The 18,513-nt window shown below is 46.3% G+C and carries 14 protein-coding genes and 1 CRISPR repeat array; all 14 genes read right to left on the reverse strand.

The window, feature by feature from the left end; translation table 11 throughout:
• Window positions 1–7: 7 nt before the first annotated feature.
• A complete protein-coding gene (locus tag DW642_RS05485) occupies window positions 8–355 on the reverse strand; it encodes a nitrous oxide-stimulated promoter family protein (RefSeq protein WP_022462170.1) in 348 nt (115 codons plus the stop codon).
• Complete coding sequence (locus DW642_RS05490; RefSeq protein WP_117509532.1) at window positions 352–756, reverse strand: YbaN family protein; 405 nt, start codon at window positions 754–756, stop codon at window positions 352–354. The genes DW642_RS05485 and DW642_RS05490 overlap by 4 nt, the downstream gene beginning before the upstream one ends.
• Before the next feature lie 289 nt (window positions 757–1,045).
• Window positions 1,046–3,260: direct repeats of the CRISPR family, unit length 30 nt; unit sequence ATTTCAACTCACGCCCTCACGGAGGGCGAC.
• A gap of 171 nt (window positions 3,261–3,431) precedes the next feature.
• A complete protein-coding gene (gene cas2, locus DW642_RS05495) occupies window positions 3,432–3,722 on the reverse strand; it encodes a CRISPR-associated endonuclease Cas2 (protein ID WP_117509533.1) in 291 nt (96 codons plus the stop codon).
• Window positions 3,723–3,732: 10 nt separating this feature from the next.
• Window positions 3,733–4,764, reverse strand: coding sequence for a type I-C CRISPR-associated endonuclease Cas1c (cas1c, locus tag DW642_RS05500; RefSeq protein ID WP_117509534.1), 1,032 nt, complete (start codon window positions 4,762–4,764; stop codon window positions 3,733–3,735).
• A complete protein-coding gene (gene cas4, locus DW642_RS05505) occupies window positions 4,761–5,426 on the reverse strand; it encodes a CRISPR-associated protein Cas4 (protein ID WP_055264944.1) in 666 nt (221 codons plus the stop codon). Before cas4 ends, cas1c begins: the two co-directional genes overlap by 4 nt.
• A 34-nt stretch (window positions 5,427–5,460) precedes the next feature.
• On the reverse strand, window positions 5,461–6,318 hold the full coding sequence (gene cas7c / locus DW642_RS05510) for a type I-C CRISPR-associated protein Cas7/Csd2 (RefSeq protein WP_117509536.1): 858 nt from the start codon (window positions 6,316–6,318) through the stop codon (window positions 5,461–5,463).
• Between the two features lie 4 nt (window positions 6,319–6,322).
• Complete coding sequence (gene cas8c, locus DW642_RS05515) at window positions 6,323–8,257, reverse strand: type I-C CRISPR-associated protein Cas8c/Csd1 (protein WP_117509537.1); 1,935 nt, start codon at window positions 8,255–8,257, stop codon at window positions 6,323–6,325.
• Window positions 8,254–8,988: a type I-C CRISPR-associated protein Cas5c gene (cas5c, locus tag DW642_RS05520; RefSeq protein WP_117509538.1), complete on the reverse strand. Its 735-nt coding sequence runs from the start codon at window positions 8,986–8,988 to the stop codon at window positions 8,254–8,256. Before cas5c ends, cas8c begins: the two co-directional genes overlap by 4 nt.
• A gap of 19 nt (window positions 8,989–9,007) precedes the next feature.
• Window positions 9,008–11,530, reverse strand: a complete 2,523-nt coding sequence (gene cas3 / locus DW642_RS05525) for a CRISPR-associated helicase Cas3' (protein WP_147326101.1) — start codon at window positions 11,528–11,530, stop codon at window positions 9,008–9,010.
• 1,146 nt (window positions 11,531–12,676) lie between these two features.
• Window positions 12,677–14,512: an acetyl-CoA carboxylase carboxyltransferase subunit alpha gene (locus DW642_RS05530; protein WP_117509540.1), complete on the reverse strand. Its 1,836-nt coding sequence runs from the start codon at window positions 14,510–14,512 to the stop codon at window positions 12,677–12,679.
• Window positions 14,513–14,904: 392 nt separating this feature from the next.
• On the reverse strand, window positions 14,905–16,251 hold the full coding sequence (locus DW642_RS05535) for an acetyl-CoA carboxylase biotin carboxylase subunit (RefSeq protein WP_117509541.1): 1,347 nt from the start codon (window positions 16,249–16,251) through the stop codon (window positions 14,905–14,907).
• Window positions 16,248–16,685, reverse strand: a complete 438-nt coding sequence (fabZ, locus tag DW642_RS05540) for a 3-hydroxyacyl-ACP dehydratase FabZ (protein WP_022462591.1) — start codon at window positions 16,683–16,685, stop codon at window positions 16,248–16,250. The genes DW642_RS05535 and fabZ overlap by 4 nt, the downstream gene beginning before the upstream one ends.
• 26 nt (window positions 16,686–16,711) lie before the next feature.
• Window positions 16,712–17,227, reverse strand: a complete 516-nt coding sequence (gene accB / locus DW642_RS05545; RefSeq protein WP_055218562.1) for an acetyl-CoA carboxylase biotin carboxyl carrier protein — start codon at window positions 17,225–17,227, stop codon at window positions 16,712–16,714.
• Between the two features lie 36 nt (window positions 17,228–17,263).
• Entirely contained in the window at window positions 17,264–18,499 is a 1,236-nt protein-coding gene (gene fabF, locus DW642_RS05550; protein WP_055227403.1) for a beta-ketoacyl-ACP synthase II, read from the reverse strand.
• Between the last annotated feature and the right edge of the window lie 14 nt (window positions 18,500–18,513).

The raw sequence follows: 18,513 nt of genomic DNA on the forward strand, positions 1-18,513 counted from the left end.
CTCTCTTTTATGCTTTTGCTTTTCGCTTCTCTCTCATGCTGCAAATCAAATGCCAGATAGCTAAAATCGGATGATACAGCAGCATCCTCGGTCCCGAAAACCGCATAACGGCGCGGATCTTTTCCCGCATTTCCGGCTTGTAGCAGTGTACTTTGCAGTTTGCGCAGAATGTTTTCTGTTCCATGAAGGGACATTTCTGGCTCCGCTGTTTTGCATAGTCCGCTAATTTCTGACATTCCGGACACATTCCGCCGGATGCATGCCCCTCTTTTCCATGGTTCTTCCGGCAGTACAGGCGGATCATCTCTTCCACGACGTACTGTTCTTTCTGCCGCTTTTTTTCTACTTTGTTCATTTTGTTTCTCCTAGGATATGATCTTCTGTTTTTACGGTTTTGACCCGCAGGAAGAAATACAAAATATGGCACATCCATACCACAGCAATACAGATTCTTCCAATCGGCACATTCTTCATAGCAAAAAAGCCGATCGCCATCACAACCGTTACCATCCCGATAATTTTACATTTCGTTCCTACCGTCATCGCCCGATACTGTACGAAGCTGTCGAGATGCTTCTTATATAATTGAGTTCCAATAAACCAGCTGTGCAGCCGTTCCGAACTTTTCGCAAAGCAGAACAGGGTCGCCATATAGAATGGAACTGTCGGCAGAATCGGAAGCACAATGCCGATGGTGCCAAATCCCAGGCACAGAAAGCCGAGTACGATCCAAAATATTTTAAATGGACTCTTCACAATTTTCCTCCTTTCTCACCGAATATTAAAATAGAAAAATAGCCGCTCATGGTTCTTGCGAATACATGAGCGGTTAGTTGTCGCTTACGCTAGTTATAGATTAACATTATTTAACTTTCATGTCAAACACATTTCACTCCTTAGAGAACGCTCCTCTGCTTGCAGAATAACTGCTGTTATTTCAACTCACGAAGTGTGATACATCATACTCTAAATAATTCCGCCAATGTTTGAAGATTCAACTCACGGAGGGCGACAAAGGAATCGGGCCGGTTTGTGGGGACGCATCATTTCAACTCACGCCCTCACGGAGGGCGACCATCAACCTGCCGCCACTGGCTCTCCGGTCTCTTATGTCAACTCACGCCCTCACGGAGGGCGACTCCATTGGTTATTTTTTTTTGCGCACCAAGCGATATTTCAACTCACGCCCTCACGGAGGGTGACTTTAAAACTATCAAAAGGTGGTCGATTGACTATCATTTCAACTCACGCCCTCACGGAGGGCGACGTAGCTCGGCAACATCATCGTTGCACTCTATGACCATTTCGACTCACGCCCTCACGGAGGGCGACACGTTCTTGCTGTATTCCTACCATATATCCTAGGATATTTCAACTCACGCCCTCACGGAGGGCGACCTCGGCCAGAGTTTCCACCGATGCTGTAGAAGTTGCATTTCAACTCACGCCCTCACGGAGGGCGACCATCGCAGATGATCAGGTCCGCGTCGTACTCCTATTTCAACTCACGCCCTCACGGAGGGCGACCAGTATGGATATCATGCATGTTGGGAAATTCACATTTCAACTCACGCCCTCACGGAGGGCGACGCACTCCGCCAGCCACCAAAGTAGCAATTGCTATTTCAACTCACGCCCTCACGGAGGGCGACACATTTTTCTTTGACTGTGTCCCAATTCTTCCATATTTCAACTCACGCCCTCACGGAGGGCGACGATCCTTTCCCGCATCGTGGAACGTAAGTGGAAAGATTTCAACTCACGCCCTCACGGAGGGCGACTGCAATGCAACCGAATTTTCTTTTCGCACGGAAAAATTTCAACTCACGCCCTCACGGAGGGCGACGGTGTTACGGTTGGTTTTCCGTTGCTGATGACATCATTTCAACTCACGCCCTCACGGAGGGCGACGCAGCCGGTTTTTCTACCTCATATCCGTGTTTTTCATTTCAACTCACGCCCTCACGGAGGGCGACATGAATGCACAGCCGCATCTGCGCGGATTGTTCATTTCAACTCACGCCCTCACGGAGGGCGACATGAAGGAGGTCAACATTGAGCTGTGGAAGATGATTTCAACTCACGCCCTCACGGAGGGCGACGGGTTAGATGTTGTAGAAGAATACAATTTTGAAATTTCAACTCACGCCCTCACGGAGGGCGACGCACTCAGATCTTCATAGTTTGGATTTTCTGATTTATTTCAACTCACGCCCTCACGGAGGGCGACGGATCCGCTTCGGGCTCCGGTGCATCCTGGCTATCATTTCAACTCACGCCCTCACGGAGGGCGACAATCAGATCCTTCATGGAAGCGTATCGGACGAGACATTTCAACTCACGCCCTCACGGAGGGCGACCGCAGGAAAGATATACCGTTGTTCCTCCTGCCAGATTTCAACTCACGCCCTCACGGAGGGCGACAATGTGTCTAACATCTCTTTCTTTGTAGTCACCTTATTTCAACTCACGCCCTCACGGAGGGCGACTCGCTATCGGATAGGACTCCCGCAGAGGGACGTGATATTTCAACTCACGCCCTCACGGAGGGCGACCGATCACATTGAAGGTAAGCGAAAAGTATACAGATTTCAACTCACGCCCTCACGGAGGGCGACGAAAGTGAACCGGAAACGATACGGCGGAGAATTTATTTCAACTCACGCCCTCACGGAGGGCGACGCATGTGATGCATAAAATTCGTGCATCGTGTGCATTTCAACTCACGCCCTCACGGAGGGCGACAACAAGGCAATTCATAGATGCGAGCAGACAAGCATTTCAACTCACGCCCTCACGGAGGGCGACCGCCCTTACCCTGATTAATACATACGAGGACAACATTTCAACTCACGCCCTCACGGAGGGCGACCTTCCTTCCTGGCTCTGCATGGATGTTCCGATCTCAATTTCAACTCACGCCCTCACGGAGGGCGACTATTTCTGTGCATCTCAAGATATTTAGCCAGAAAATTTCAACTCACGCCCTCACGGAGGGCGACATTAAGTGCTTTGTAGTTTTTCATTGCATCATCCCATTTCAACTCACGCCCTCACGGAGGGCGACCCCAGAGCGTAACCCCCATTCCGCAGAACAGCAGATTTCAACTCACGCCCTCACGGAGGGCGACGTGTTCTGGACGCTTAATAACATGACATCCAGCGATTTCAACTCACGCCCTCACGGAGGGCGACTCTCTCCCATCTCATTGATTTGATATTTTTTTACGATTTCAACTCACGCCCTCACGGAGGGCGACTGCAAATTTAGACAAATTTTTCTTCTAAATCGCGGCTATGCTTATTCAATATCTCTATATTTTCTTCCTCATTTCCTCTCCCTCCTCCCCCAAATTCTATCTTTTCAGCAAAAATCCTTTAAATTTCAAGTGCGAATCTTCCTGCTTTTTTCTGTGCACTTAGCATTCGCACTACAGAATCAGTGTGTCCATCACGTCAAATCCCGCTTTTGCACCAACATGTTCTACTTTGTTTTTGTACTTTTCACCCAAATAGTAAAACCGCAAACTATCGGTCTCTTTATCTATGATTTTTTCTAGTATATCTTTTACCTGTCGGCACTTAGCCGCATCCATCTGGCACTCGAAGACAGAATTTTGGACTCGCTGGCCGTAATTGGTACATTCTTTTGCTACCTTGCGCAATCGCGTTCTGCCTGCTACGGTTTGTGTATTTACATCATATGTGATCAGCACCAGCATTAAAAATCACCTACTTCCACAAAAATGGCGGATATTCATCCAGATCCCCTCGCAGGAAACGTGCCAGCAGCATGCTCTGTGCATATGGAACCATTCCCCACTCGATCTTTTCGCCTAAAAATGGATGCGTAATCATCTCCTGTTTTTTTCCCTGCCATGCACTAAGAAAGGCTTTTCGTCCCTCCTCCGTCATAATAACGGCACCGTTTTCCTTAGTTAAAAAATATTCTGGCTTCATAATCCTCTTGTTGATAAGTGTCAGAACAAACCGATCTACTATAACGCTACGAAATTCTTCCATCAGATCCAGCGCCAATGACATTCGTCCCGGACGATCTGTGTGGAAAAATCCAACATATGGATCCAGGCCCACTGCTTCCAGCGCCCCGCCGCACATTCCTGCCAGTAAAGAATATCCAAACGAAAGCATCGCATTCACATTATCTAACGGTGGTCTCTTATTTCTTCCATGAAAATAAAAATCCTCTTTCTGCTGCAGAATAAGTTCATCAAAAGTGGAAAAATATACCGATGCAGCTTCTCCTTCCAGTCCTAAAAGTGTTCCCGCATCTTCACATTGTCTGATTTTATTCATACTCTGCCCCAGAAAAGCTGATTTTTTCTTAAGCAATTCTGCATCCAGCCGCATACTGTAATCTCTGGCGGCTCTCTCGAGCACCCACCTGGCATTATAGACTTTGCCAAGAATAAAATTGTTTGCTATTTTGACGCTTTCTTCTTTTTTCTCGCTGATGCGGTATTGTGTTTTTCGCAGTGTCACATTTCCCTTTTCTTCTCCGCTGACTCTCGCCAGAAAACGGCCATTTCCGGACATAAAGGATAATTCAATGTCTCTTTGCGCGCACGCCCCCATTAATGCCGGACTCGCTCCTGTATAGCCAAAGGTCACGATCGCCTGTAAATTATGTAAAGGGATTCTTCCTATTTCCTTTTTATCCTCCATTACTACGACATTTTCCCCATCAAGTGAAAGATAACGATTTCCAGAAGTAATATACAAGGTATTCAGCAATCTTTTCATAGATTTTCCTCTTCCTGCATTCTCTTGGTAATGTATTCCGCAACCAATTTATTCTTATTTAAAACCGGCAGACAAATATCTTTCAAGGAACATGCATTACATTTCCTGCTTATTTTTACTTTCGGTGTATACTGTTGTTCATAATACTTATGCATTTCTGCAAATATCTGCTTCACTTTTTCCCGGATTGCATTATCAAATTCTACCTTATGGCGTCTGCGGACTTCACCGTAATAAAGATATCCATACTCGATTTCACAACACAGCATTTCTTCCAGACAAAACGCCTGCGCTGCCAACTGCAGGATATCCTCTTCTCCTTCTTTTGGTTTTCCCCGCTTATATTCTATTGGCACTACACGATAAAATCCTTCTTTTCCATGCAGTGAAATCCCCTCTTTCACCCGATGAAATTCCACCACATCGCACTCGCCGCTCACTCCCATTTCGCAGGAGTGAACCGGCATCGCACGCACAATCAGCAGATCTCCTCTTTTTTCTTTGAGACCCGGATTATGTGCATTTTCATGAAGAATCTTTCCCTCTACCGTGCGGACATTCTCCTGCCACTGCATCTCGATATATGCAAGTGCCCATTGGCGCCGGCAGAATGCAAAATGTTGAATTCCTGACAACTGCAGATAATCATCCTCATCATACATTCCAATTCACCCCTCACGGAAAACGACCGTATCTTTAGACAAAATCAAAAATCTCCGGTTCTCTGCATCCTTCTACATTCCAGGTAATATCATAATCCTTAAAGCTTCTCGGATGATCTAAATCTTTATTCCAGTCAAATCCTCTCTGGATCTTTCCACTCGAAATAGCCGGTGTTTTTTCCTCGTGCTGCCACCAGTACATCCGGCATACCTCCATACTTCCTTCCGGACGTGCTGACGATGCATCATTTTCAAACAATGTCATGAGTGCTTCTTTCAGTATCTCAGCATCCTTCTGGGTAAAGCCCGTCTTTTCCGCGAGCTGCACATTGACACTTCCCATCACCTTGTATACAGCAAACCCAACTCTATGTTTCGTTCCCATCGTATCAGATGCCTTTCCTTCTTTTCCGGCCTCGCTGTTTACGCTCTTGGTGATTTGCATACTCATGATATCAATCGGAGACAGACTTACTGCCTGATGAATCGACACCGGACCGCGTACGCCAAAGGATACTGGAATTCCTTTAAATGCAAAAACCTGTCCAAATGCTCTCACATCGATCCACTCCCTGCATGCAATCTGTGCGCAGAGATCTCTGCTCGCATCTTTCTTATTTCCCATCTGTTTTTTAAGCTTCTCGCAACCATCTGCGCGCTCCTTCAGACTCTTGAATGAGTCGTCCGTTCTGTCATCTGACTGCACGAAAATTTTCTGTCCCAGATCCTGCAGGCGGTTTCGGATTTTTCGTTTAATGCAGACATCTGAAATTTCCCCATATCCATCCAGATTAATTCTCGGACGGTTTCCGTTCAGTGGATCTCCATTGGGATTTGCATTCGTTGCACTCACAAATAATGTAAAATCAATTTTTCCTTTTAATTCGCTCATTTCTTTATTCCTCCTCTGTTTTCTCTGTTTTGTAAGTTCTCAGCGCACAGGACTGACTGTGAAATCCAAGTAAATATAAGCCGCTCAAACGTTTATTCTCCTGATAATCGTTTACACTTTCAAATGCGTCCTCGATTTCGTCCAGCAGATTTTCATAAAATCTTCGTTCCGGCACTGGCAATTTGCTCAAATACGGCTGAATATTCTCTTCAATAACTTTCCAGGTTTCAAACGGTCTCTGCGAAAAATTATTCATGTATCGCTTTGCATTTGTAATTCTGCTTCTGTCCTTATCCATATCAAAAGTCCGATATTCAATTCGATCTGCTACAGCAAGCAATCTTCCATACAGGTAATCTCTTTCTGTACAATTTTTGTCTACCGCCATTTTCCATTCCTCCTTATAAAGTTCTTTTCTTCTTTTTTTAACCATGGAGCACGCAAGCTGCAAAATCTGCTCCCAGTTTCTCCGTTCTTTATATGCCAATGGATTAGATGCCTTATTTATCGCCCTTTCCACATAATCAGCTGGTATTCTCTGCCCATCCCAAATACATGGCAAGATACGCTTTGCAACCTCAGCATAAAGTTTTTTGCTGTTTCCATCTACAATGGTAATACTTCCATTATTTTCTATTCCGAATAAAAGATCCGCTATCTCCTTTACTCCAACCATGCCATAATAAACAATTCTTTTTCCGTCTCTCCATTTTTCATGACGCCACCAGCAGTCCTTGTGCCATTTTCTGATATTCTCTAAATATCGCGTTTCTTCAATTTTTTTTGCTTCCACGACTGCTAGGCGCCCCGGTGTTGCTGCATCGACTCCTAATAACACCATATATTTCATGGTCGTGGGACATTTTTCCTCGTTCTGCAGCGTGCGATACCCACTCATCGCCTTCTGAAACAGCTCCGCTCCGATCGCATTGGTGTCAAACTCCGGATCTTCCAGTCCGGTATCCCATTCATCAAATTCAGATATAATATGCTCCGTATCCGAGTCCCATTGAACTTCTAATTCTCCTGCTGAATCCTCCGCTGTTTCCCATGTAACAAACACCATGGTATCATATGTGCCTCCCTGTCTGCGGATAATCCATTTCAATGCGTTGTGAACCTTCTGGGATGTTTCATTTCCAATTGCAAATGCCTCTTCTTTCGTTGTAAATCGACCACGATACGTAAAATTATCCTTATCATTTGAAGAAATCAGTTTCGCGCCGTCTCCTTCATTTCGGATTTTCTTTGGCTGTAGATAGGAAATACTTTCTCTTTTTCCACTTAAATAGCAAAGTCCCTTTTCCCCTTCCATAGACCGCTGATACTGCTGATATTTTTCCCATAAGGTCTTATCTTTCCAGCATTCATCAACTGTTTCTGTCAATGGATTACTTAAAGAGCGCACAATAAATCGCACAAACGCTTTACTTTGATCAATTCCCTGAATCGTTTCCTTTTCTGCCAGCGTTCCATCTTCATTTTGCTTCAATACCTTCTGTTCAATCAAATCATGCATCAAACTTTTCTTCTGCAGATAATAATAAATTGCTCTTACTTTATCATGGCAAAATTCTGACTCATACCATTTTTTTAATTGTTCCATATAAATTTCAAAACAGCTTCCATCGTCCGCCACATAAAGCGGATAATCGCCCGCCAGATATCTTAAATTATCACACAGGGGATGGGCTTCTTTTCCAGATGTTCGGCTTCCTGATTTTTCTGTAACCGGAATAACGGTAAATTTATCATTTGCAGGAACCTGTTCGCCATGTAAAAAGTTACCTTCTTCATCAATGGTTACCGTAATCTGTGCCGTTGCCGTTGAGTGGAATATTGGAAGCAGCGTATAGGGAAATTCACCACGATATTCTATTTTTCCTACCTTGTTCAGATTTTTTTCGTACAAATCCAGTGCTTCTCTTCCCCAGTTCACGTATCTTTCACCTCCCTTTTTTCATGTTCTTCTTTCTCGATATTTTCAAATATTTTCGGCTGCATTTTTCGTATATGACGTTTGATTGTACACTCTTCCGGACGGGGATAAACGATGTAGCCTCCCCTTGTCATGGTCGGATGCTCCCAGAATCTTACCGTCATTTTTCCCTGATCCTCCGACAAAACGGCTTCTTCCGCATAAGTAATTCCGTGATAAGAGAAACCGAAATCTATATCTTTTTCCATATCATCATAATATCCTGCTCCACTGCCAAATTCACACGGTTCCACAAATGCCTGACATTCTCTTGTTCCAAGAAAAATATCTCTCCGGCCTCCGCTCTTTACCATTCTTTCTGACATGCACTGATATTTTCGCTCATTTCTATCCTGTACCATGTTGACCTGATGCTCATTAAATTCAAAATGAGCACGTACCTGATAACGCACATCCTTTAAATACGTGTAGTATGCCAGTTCGTTTCCGCCATTGTATTTAATAGGACGAATACCTTTTGTTTCCGTCTGAATCCGGTTCATAACGCGAATTTCATCAATTACCCAAAAGATCGTGGGTTTCCAAAATATGCTTTCCGTAATACCTCGCAATGCCTCGTAAGTTGGAATTGAATAACTTGTTTTTTCGCCTCCAACACGCACCACCGGATCAGAAAACAATGCATAGTTCCCATACACCTCGTACTCTATGGTATTCGCATGTTTTTCCATTGTACCACCTCCAATATGTTTAATAGTTCTCAAAGTTCATCTGCGGTTCTTCCAGCACACCAACTTCATTGCTGTAATACCCTTCGCTCAACGCGAGTATTTCTTCATCACTAATTTGATATATTGCATTATTAAGACGTTCCTTCTGCACTTCTGAAATTCCAACCGTATATTTTTGCAGTTCCCGCAGCATCCTCTGCTTTTCCTCCCAAGGTAAATACTCACCATCTGCTCCGACAAATGCTGCAATCAGTTTTTTGGCCTCATCATTATAGGGAACCACAACTGGAATCTTATAATCATTAGAAATAACTTCAAATTCTTTTCCTGCCGTTGCAAATGCCTGTGCCATTCCCCCCTTATACTCTTGTTCAAACTTATGCCAATATTGTTTTCTTCCCGGACAATTTTTTCCCAGCATTTCTAGCAAGGTCGTTTTATAATTTTTCGCCGGAAATTTCGTGATATCAGCCTGCAGCACCTGATAGTAATACTGATAATAAATCGCTATCGCTTTCGACGAATCTAATCTTTTTTCAAAAATTTCAGGCTTACTTCGAAATTGTTCTAATAATTTTTGTACTGCTCTTTGTTCTTCTTGTATCTCTGGCAGCTTTTCCAGACTTTCGGCCTCGTTTGTCAATTGTACAATGTAAATCTTTCCAAACCAGGGATACTCCTTGTGGCGATTTCCTCTTCCAGCGGCCTGGATCACATGATCCAATCCCGCTTTTGATCGAATGACACAGCCAAAAGAAAAATTTACACCCGCTTCTACAACCGGTGTACTGATGCAGATCACTCTGCCTGTATATCCGGATTCTCTATTTTTTCGTAATGCCGCATGGACCGTTTCCAACGTGTCCTCTTTATTTTGCGGGCAAAGTTTATTGCTCAGGTGAAAAACTTGATCTTCGTCTGAACAGCCGCTTTTTATCTTTTCATATACTTGTTTTGCACATTCGGTTGTATTTACTATGACCAGCACATTTCGAAATGTCTCAGCTTGCTGCAACGTAAAATCACAGAGATCCTCAATTTCCATTCCGCCCGGATACGCTTCTGTTTCTGTCAAATCTACGATATCCGTTCTTCGAAAGGCTTCTTCATACTTTTCTATGATTTCCGTCATCTCCATGCATTCACTTAAATTATTCTCTTTCAAATCTTTAATGGATGGCTGGGTAGCTGAACATAATACAACATCCGATTCCGCAAAATTGGTAAGAAAATTTACTGCTAAGTTAAAAAGTTCCATACACTTCTTCGGAATGGCCTGTACCTCATCAAAAATGATCACGCTGTTACATAAGGTATGCATTCTGCGGATATCTCTTTTCTGTCCCGAAAAAAGTACATTCAATACCTGTACAGCTGATGTCATAATAATTGGCACATCCCATGTTTCTGTCAGTTTTTTATAGTCTTTCTCCTGCTTTCCCTCCGAAAGAATCACATTGCAATGATGTTCCAGTACGATATCCGGATCGTCAACTGCTCTCCGGATCTCATCGGCATTCTGGCTTAAAATACTGTTAAATGGGGCAACATAAATAATATGCTGTTTTTGGGTCCGCTCGGCACGATACAGTGCAAAGCGCAAACTACTTAATGTCTTTCCAGCTCCCGTTGGTACTGTCAGACGATACAGTCTCGTTTCTTTTTCTGCCTCTTCATAGCACCTCTCAGAAATCTCCTGCCGGACTGCCTGAAGACTCTGGCCATTTTCTGCCTTGTTTCGAATTTCATGATTAAGATAGTTCTCAAAACATTGTATACTCTGTTGCCATATTTTCTGTATTTCTTTCTTTGAAATACGTTGTTTCAATTCTTCATTCTGAAAAAATTTTTCCGTATCTGTCCAATCACTGTCAAGCAGCATAGAAAGCAATACTCTGAAATACATTCCAATATAAAAATATCCATTTCCACAATGACGATTTTGTTTTGTGCTTTTTCGCACAAACATTCCTATTTTTTTATTAATCTGAACATATTGTGCATCTGCTGCTTCGCACACTTTTTGGATTTTCTCTTTATCAAAGATCCGAAAAAATCTTTCCTTCACAATGTCTTCCTGACACTCTTTTTCCGCTCTGCGTTCCTGTAAGGTACACCCGCTTTCAAAATCAATACAGTCGCTGATTCCATGATGTGAGTACACAACTGTACTTAACAGCTCTGCTGCTGTTTTCTGCCGCATCATTTTCCATAGCATCCGTCCACCTGCGGTTGAGTGATCCAAATCGTTTCGGTGTGCCTGATCCCCCTTTTTCAAGATATCTTGAAAATCTTTCTGCACATCATCAGAGAGTTTCCCCGCATCATGAAAAAGTGCGGCCGCCTCGACAAGTTTCTGAATCTCTTCCATAGGACAAATGCTTTTTGCATATGATGTTACATTATCTGTATGTTCCTGAAAGCTCTGGGTACGGCCTGTTTCAAAATCCACATGTGCAAGATAAATGTCACTTGTTTTATTTTCGTTTGTATTATTCATCACTTTCTCCTTTTGTCTATTTTGTTTATTTTTCGGAGTCAAGTTCTGATTTTTTATTCACTTTTACCACATTATAGCAGACTCCGACCTGTAGCGCAATATATTTTCAAACTTTTGTTCGATCATATATTTAGTTTATACCTCATCGTTTTCTACTTTGACATGTCAAATAATTCTATTCAAAATCCTTTTTACCACCTCTCCTCTTAAATCGCATTTCTGCCTTAGTATCAATTTGATTTTTATTTTCACATTGGGAATTTACAAAGATTTTTAGATTTTGTAATTCTTCCTTTGTGTGTTAGAGTATTTTTTACTCTAAAATTATAGAAGACTTTACAAATTAGAAAATAACGTATAGAATAGTATATGTTCGTAGTTTACTATTCTTTTTAGATCTTATTTCTAAATTGAATCAGTTTTCTACTTGAAGAAGTTATCCGATACTGCCAATATCTGATAACTTCTTCTTTTTACCCTTTCACTATATCACCTTTTTTACTAATATGCAACAATAATTATATTTTTATACTTATACAATAATGTAAAGTTTACATTGTTGTATAACATAAATACTAAAATAAAAAGCACTAGAATATTTTCTAATGCTTTTTGTCTAACACTTATCCAAAAATGTTTTTCAACTCACAGACCTAAGTCTGAACTCGCAGAATATCCTCGGTATTTGTATCCTGCCCTTTTATCTTACCATAAATTCCGCCAACGTCAATTAGTTATTCCTCCCTTCAAATCCTCTATTTATTTTGTATATCTAAAATCCGTATATTTTTATTCTGCATTTCAATCATATTTTTATTGAATGGACTACAAGAAACTGTTATACTCAATATACGGGTGCTGCCATAACGGTAGGCGGTTAGTCCTTCTACGGAGGGACTGTGACTCTCCGATTACATAGAAACCCTTTATATGGGAATTCCTTGGAAAGGAGGGCTAAGCCATGAGTATTATCGACTTCATAGCAGTTGTAAGTTTCGGCTTAACCTGCTTTCGCCTTGGATACAACTTCGGCAAAGATACTGCGAAATCACAAAAATAGCCGCCCAGTCCTGCAAACTTTGGCGACTATTTTTACATAAACCAATAAATATGGACTAACCGTCTATCGGTAGCACTCTTTTCAATATCATAATATCATGTATTTCAGAATATGTCAAAATCTTCTTTTCACATATCCCGAAATCTCCGATACCTCTCCTCTACCAGTTCTTCCCCATCCATCTTCTCATACTTTTCCAGGAATCTCAGAATTTTGCCTCTCAATTCTTCACACACCACTGGCATTGTGTCCACCGTAAACTCCCCCGGCTCTTCCACAATCTCTTCTACAATTCCCAGTTCCTTCAAATCCCCCGCCGTCAGCTTCATCACCTCGGCGGCCTCCGGCGCGCGTTTGCCGTCTTTCCACAGGATGCTTGCAAATCCCTCCGGCGACAGGATGGAGTAGATGGCATTCTGCATCATCCACACTTCATCCGCCACGGCGAGTGCCAGTGCACCGCCGCTGCCGCCTTCTGAAATGACAATAGAAAGAACCGGCGTTTTTAACGCTGACATTTCATACAGGTTCCGCGCAATCGCCTCGCCCTGGCCGCGTTCTTCGGCTTCCATTCCGCAGAAGGCGCCTGGGGTGTCTACGAGACAGATAACAGGCCTGTGGAATTTTTCGGCCTGTTTCATCAGACGCAGGGCTTTGCGGTAGCCCTCCGGGGACGGCATGCCGAAATTGCGGCGGATGTTTTCTTTCGTATCCGCGCCTTTCGCCTCGGCGATGACCGTGACCGGTGTGCCGTCAAACGACGCAATACCACCGATGATCGCCGCATCATCGCCATACAGCCGGTCGCCGTGGAACTCAATAAAATCCGAAAACAGCTCCCGAATATAATCCCCTCCGACCGGCCGGTCTTTTTTCCGCGCTTTCTGCACACAATCCCAGGCCGACGATTTCCGCAGATTCTCCCACTCCGTCTCTTCTTTTTCTCCCCGAAGCGATTTTTCCTGTCCGTCCCTGGAAGTTTCCGTATTTTCAGTTTCTTCTGCCAGCGCCTTCACGCTTTCTGCCGCAGTCTCTTCTTTCTGCAGTTCCTTCCCGTTTTCTTCCGGCACAGAATTCTTCATCAAATCGCCACCGCCCGATGCCATACCTTCCGCACGCTTCCCATGCATCCGCAGAATCTCCGACAGCACCTCTTTCGCCTCTTCTCTTGGCAGAATCCGATCCACAAGCCCATGCTCCACCAGAAACTCCGCCCTCTGGAACCCTTTCGGCAGTTTCTGTCCTATTGTCTGCTCAATAACCCTCGGTCCCGCAAACCCGATCAACGCATGCGGCTCCGCCAGAATAATGTCCCCCAGCATCGCCCAGCTCGCCGTCACGCCGCCCGTCGTCGGGTCCGTCAGCACACTCACATACAAAAGCCCCGCATCACTGTGTCTTTTCAGCGCCGCCGACGTCTTCGCCATCTGCATCAGAGAAACAATCCCCTCCTGCATCCGCGCCCCTCCCGAGCACGCAAACAAAATCACCGGCAGCGAGAGCTTCGTCGCTCTCTCCACCGCCCGCGTAATCTTCTCCCCAACAGCCTCACCCATACTGGCCATCATAAACCTGCCATCACAGACCCCGATCACCGTCTCCATCCCGTTGATCCGTCCCTTACCAGTCACAACAGCCTCCGTAAGTCCTGTTCTCTCCTGCAGAGCCCTCACCTTCTCTTCATACCCCGGAAACCCCAGCGGATTCCCCGCCGTCATCCCCTGATCCCATTCCTCAAAACTCCCATCATCCAGAAGAAACTCAATCCTCCGATACGCATGCACCCGAAAATAATTCCCACACTTCGGACAAATATAAAGATTCCTCTTCACATCCTCCGTAAAAATAGCCCCCTTACAAGCATTACACTTCTTCAAAATCCCCTGCGGCGCCTCCGGCACCACCCCATCCGCCGTGTGCTCCTTCCGAAACACCGTCTTCTTAAAATACTTACCCAGCATCATACCACCATCACTCCTTACGTCATAACACTTTCACTCTATTGTCACCATAACAATCTTCCAACCACACACCTCACCCATCGAGGCATTCATTCTCTCTTCACCGCTCACTCCTGTCATCCCAGCCGCACCGCCCTGCGGTGTCGCTGACCACACTCTCACAGTCGTGTGTCTGATCTCAGCCGCCCGGCAGTACAGCAGAGGGGGACGGCGCATTTGCTATAGAAACACTTAGGCTTCCAGAATTTGCGTTATTTTCAAAAATCTAACTGTCTGAGCGACAGCGAGTTTTGGATTTTTGAAAATGGTTTTAGCAAATGCTGGAGTCCTTAGTGTTTCTTTCCTCTGAAACCGCGCCGTCCCCCTCTGCTGTACTGCCGGGCGGCGTCCGTCTCTCACAATCTCTCCGTCAACCGCTCCACAAACTCAATATCCGCCCTCCCGGCCAGATACTCCTCTTCATTTAAAATAGAATACAAATAATCAACGTTAGTGTCGACTCCCTCGATGACGACTTCCCCCAGCGCACTCCTCATCCGCGCAATCGCCTCCTCACGCGTCCTCCCATGCACAATCAGCTTCGCCAGCATCGAATCATAAAACGCCGGAATCACATACCCGTCATACGCCGCCGTATCCACCCGTACTCCAAACCCGCCCGGCAGATGCATCTCCGTAATCTTCCCCGGACAAGGCCTGAAATTCTTCGCCGGATTCTCCGCATTAATCCTGCACTCAATCGCATGCCCCGAAAGCCGGACCTCCCCCTGCGTCACCGACAGCGGCATCCCCGAAGCCACCCGAAGCTGTTCCTGAATCAGATCCACCCCCGTGACCCACTCCGTCACCGGATGCTCCACCTGAATCCGCGTATTCATCTCCATAAAATAAAAATTCCCGTCCGGCTCCAGCAGAAACTCTATCGTCCCCGCATTCACATAATGCGCCGCCTTCGCCGCCCGGACCGCCGCCGAGCCCATCCGCTCCCGCAGCGTGTCATCAATCGCCACACAAGGCGACTCCTCAATCATCTTCTGATGATTCCTCTGAATCGAGCAGTCCCGCTCCCCCAGATGAATCACATTCCCGAACGAGTCCGCCATAATCTGAAACTCCACATGACGTGGATGACGAATCAGCCGCTCCACATACATCGTCCCGTCCGCAAACGAACTTTTAGCCTCCTTCTGCGCCGTCTGAAACGCACTCTGGAACTCCCCGCGAGTCTCCGCCATGCGCATACCCTTGCCGCCGCCTCCAAGCGCCGCCTTAATCATCACCGGAAAACCAATCCGGTCGGCCTCAGAAAGACCCGTCTCCCAGTCAAAAACAGGTTCCTTCGTCCCCGGAATCACCGGCACACCGGCTGCCTGCATCGTATTTCGCGCCTCAGACTTATTACCCAGACGGTCCATCACCTCAGGCGACGGCCCAATCCACGTAATGTGGCACTCCTGGCATCTCCGCGCAAACGTGCTGTTCTCCGACAGGAATCCAAATCCCGGATGAACCGCATCCGCCCCCGTCACAAGCGCCGCACTCAAAATACGTTCCATATTTAAATAACTGTCCTTCGACGGTGCCGGCCCGATGCACACCGCCTCATCCGCGAGCTGCGCATGCAGTGCCTCCCGGTCCGCCTCCGAATAAACAGCAACCGTGAGAATTCCCATCTCACGGCATGCCCGGATAATCCGGACCGCGATCTCCCCACGGTTTGCAATCAAAACTTTTCGAATCATTGTGCTGCCCCCACCATAAAGGTCAGTTCCGCCTGCGCGACCACCTTGCCGTCAACCGAAGCAACCGCTTCCCCGACGCCCATCGGTCCCTTGTGGCGGATAATTTTCGTCTCCAGACGAAGCTTGTCTCCCGGTTTCACTTTTCCCTTAAAGCGGCACTTGTTGATGCCGCCGAAAAATGCAATTTTTCCCTTATTCTCGTCAAGAGAAAGAATCGCAACCGCACCGACCTGCGCCAGCGCCTCGATAATCAGCACGCCCGGCATCACCGGCTCCTGCGGAAAATGACCCGCAAAAAAATCCTCGCGGTACGTCACACATTTATACCCAATGCCGAATTCGCCCGGCTCAAAATCTTCTATGTAATCCACCAGCAGAAACGGATGTCTGTGTGGAATAATCTCCTGAATCTGTTTCGTTGTCAAACTGTTCATTCGCTGCTTCCTTTCTCGTCCCGGCTTTACGCTTTTACCCGGAACAGCGGTTTTCCGTAATCAACCATCTCGCCGTTTTTCACCAGAACCTCCGCAATCACGCCGTCCACTTCGCTCTCAATCTCATTCATCAGCTTCATGGCCTCCACAATCGCTACAACCTGTCCCTTTTTCACGGTGTCGCCAACCTTCACAAACGGCTCGGCATCCTCTGCCGGAGCTGTATAAAACGTTCCGACCAGCGGGGATGTCACAAAAACGCCTTCTTCTGCTTCACTGTGATCCTCAGCCGCTGTACTTTTTCCTGCCGTTTCTTTTCTCTCCGGCATGGCTGCTTCTTTCGCTGTCACGCCATTTGCTCCGCCCATCATCTCTGCCATCTGCAGACCGGCACCGGATGGAACCCCGCTCATCTGCACCTGCACCGGAGCTGCTTTTCCATGCTCCATGGCAATCTTGATCCCATCAGCCTCGTAATCAAACGCGGTCAGCGAAGAATCCGAAACTTTATCAATCAACTGTAAAATCTGATCTAATTCCATCTTATTTTCCTTTCTGCACCGGAACACGATGCCGCTTTATTCATATTTCTGAAACAGCAGCACCGCATTGTGGCCGCCAAAACCAAGGGAATTGCTCATTGCCAGTTTCACATCGGTTTCCACCGGAGCGCCGATGCAGTAATTCAGATCGCATTCCGCATCTGCTTCCTTTGTTCCAATCGTCTGATGCACGAAGCCGTCCTGAATGGATTTCGCACAGACAACAGCTTCCACACCGCCTGCCGCGCCGAGCAGATGACCGACCATCGATTTCGTCGAGTTGACCAGCACATGGTCTGCCGCATCACCGAAGGCTTTCCGGATCGCACGCGTTTCAAACAGATCGTTGTGATGTGTGGACGTTCCGTGTGCATTAATATAAGTAACTTCTTCCGGTTTTACTCCCGCTTCTTCCATCGCAAGCTCCATCGCACGTGCCGCACCGCTTCCATCTTCCAATGGAGAAGTAATGTGGTACGCATCGCAGGTTGCGCCGTATCCGACTACCTCTGCATAGATCTTCGCGCCGCGCTGTTTCGCGTGCTCCAGCTCCTCAAGTACGAGAATGCCGGCGCCCTCGCCCATGACGAAACCGTTCCGGTCCTTATCAAACGGAATCGAAGCCCGCAGCGGATCTTCCGACTCGGAAAGTGCGGTCAGTGCCGAAAAGCCTGCCACGCCGACCGGCGTAATTGCGCTCTCCGCGCCGCCTGCCACACAGATGTCCGCGTCGTTGTACTGAATTGCGCGGAAGGCATCGCCAATGCAGTGCGTTCCTGTCGCACACGCCGTCACCACGCTGGTACATTTTCCTTTCGCGCCGAGTGCAATCGCAACGTTTCCCGCCGCCATGTTCGCAATCATCACCGGAACGGTAAACGGGTTGACGCGGGACGGATTTCCGGCATCAATTTTGGCTTTCGCCTGTTCGCATGCATTCAGATCACCGACGCCGGAGCCCACCAGAACGCCGACGCGGAACGGATCTTCATTCTCCATGGAAATGCCGGCATCTGCAAACGCTTCTTTTGCTGCTGCAACGGCATACTGGGAAAAGGTTCCCATTCGTCTTGCCGCTTTGAAATCCATGCGCTCTTTTGCCACGAAGCCTTTGACCTCGCCTGCCAGATGTACTTTATATTCTGCTGTATCAAATTTCGTAATCGTTCCGATTCCGCAGGCTCCCTTGCGGACGCCGTTCCAGAATTCCTCCACGGTATTTCCAATCGGGGTTACCGCACCCAGCCCTGTGATGACTACTCTTCTCTTCATTCCAACTCTCCTTT

The organism is Blautia sp. AM23-13AC, from assembly GCF_003435675.1.
GTDB lineage: Bacteria > Bacillota > Clostridia > Lachnospirales > Lachnospiraceae > Fusicatenibacter > Fusicatenibacter saccharivorans.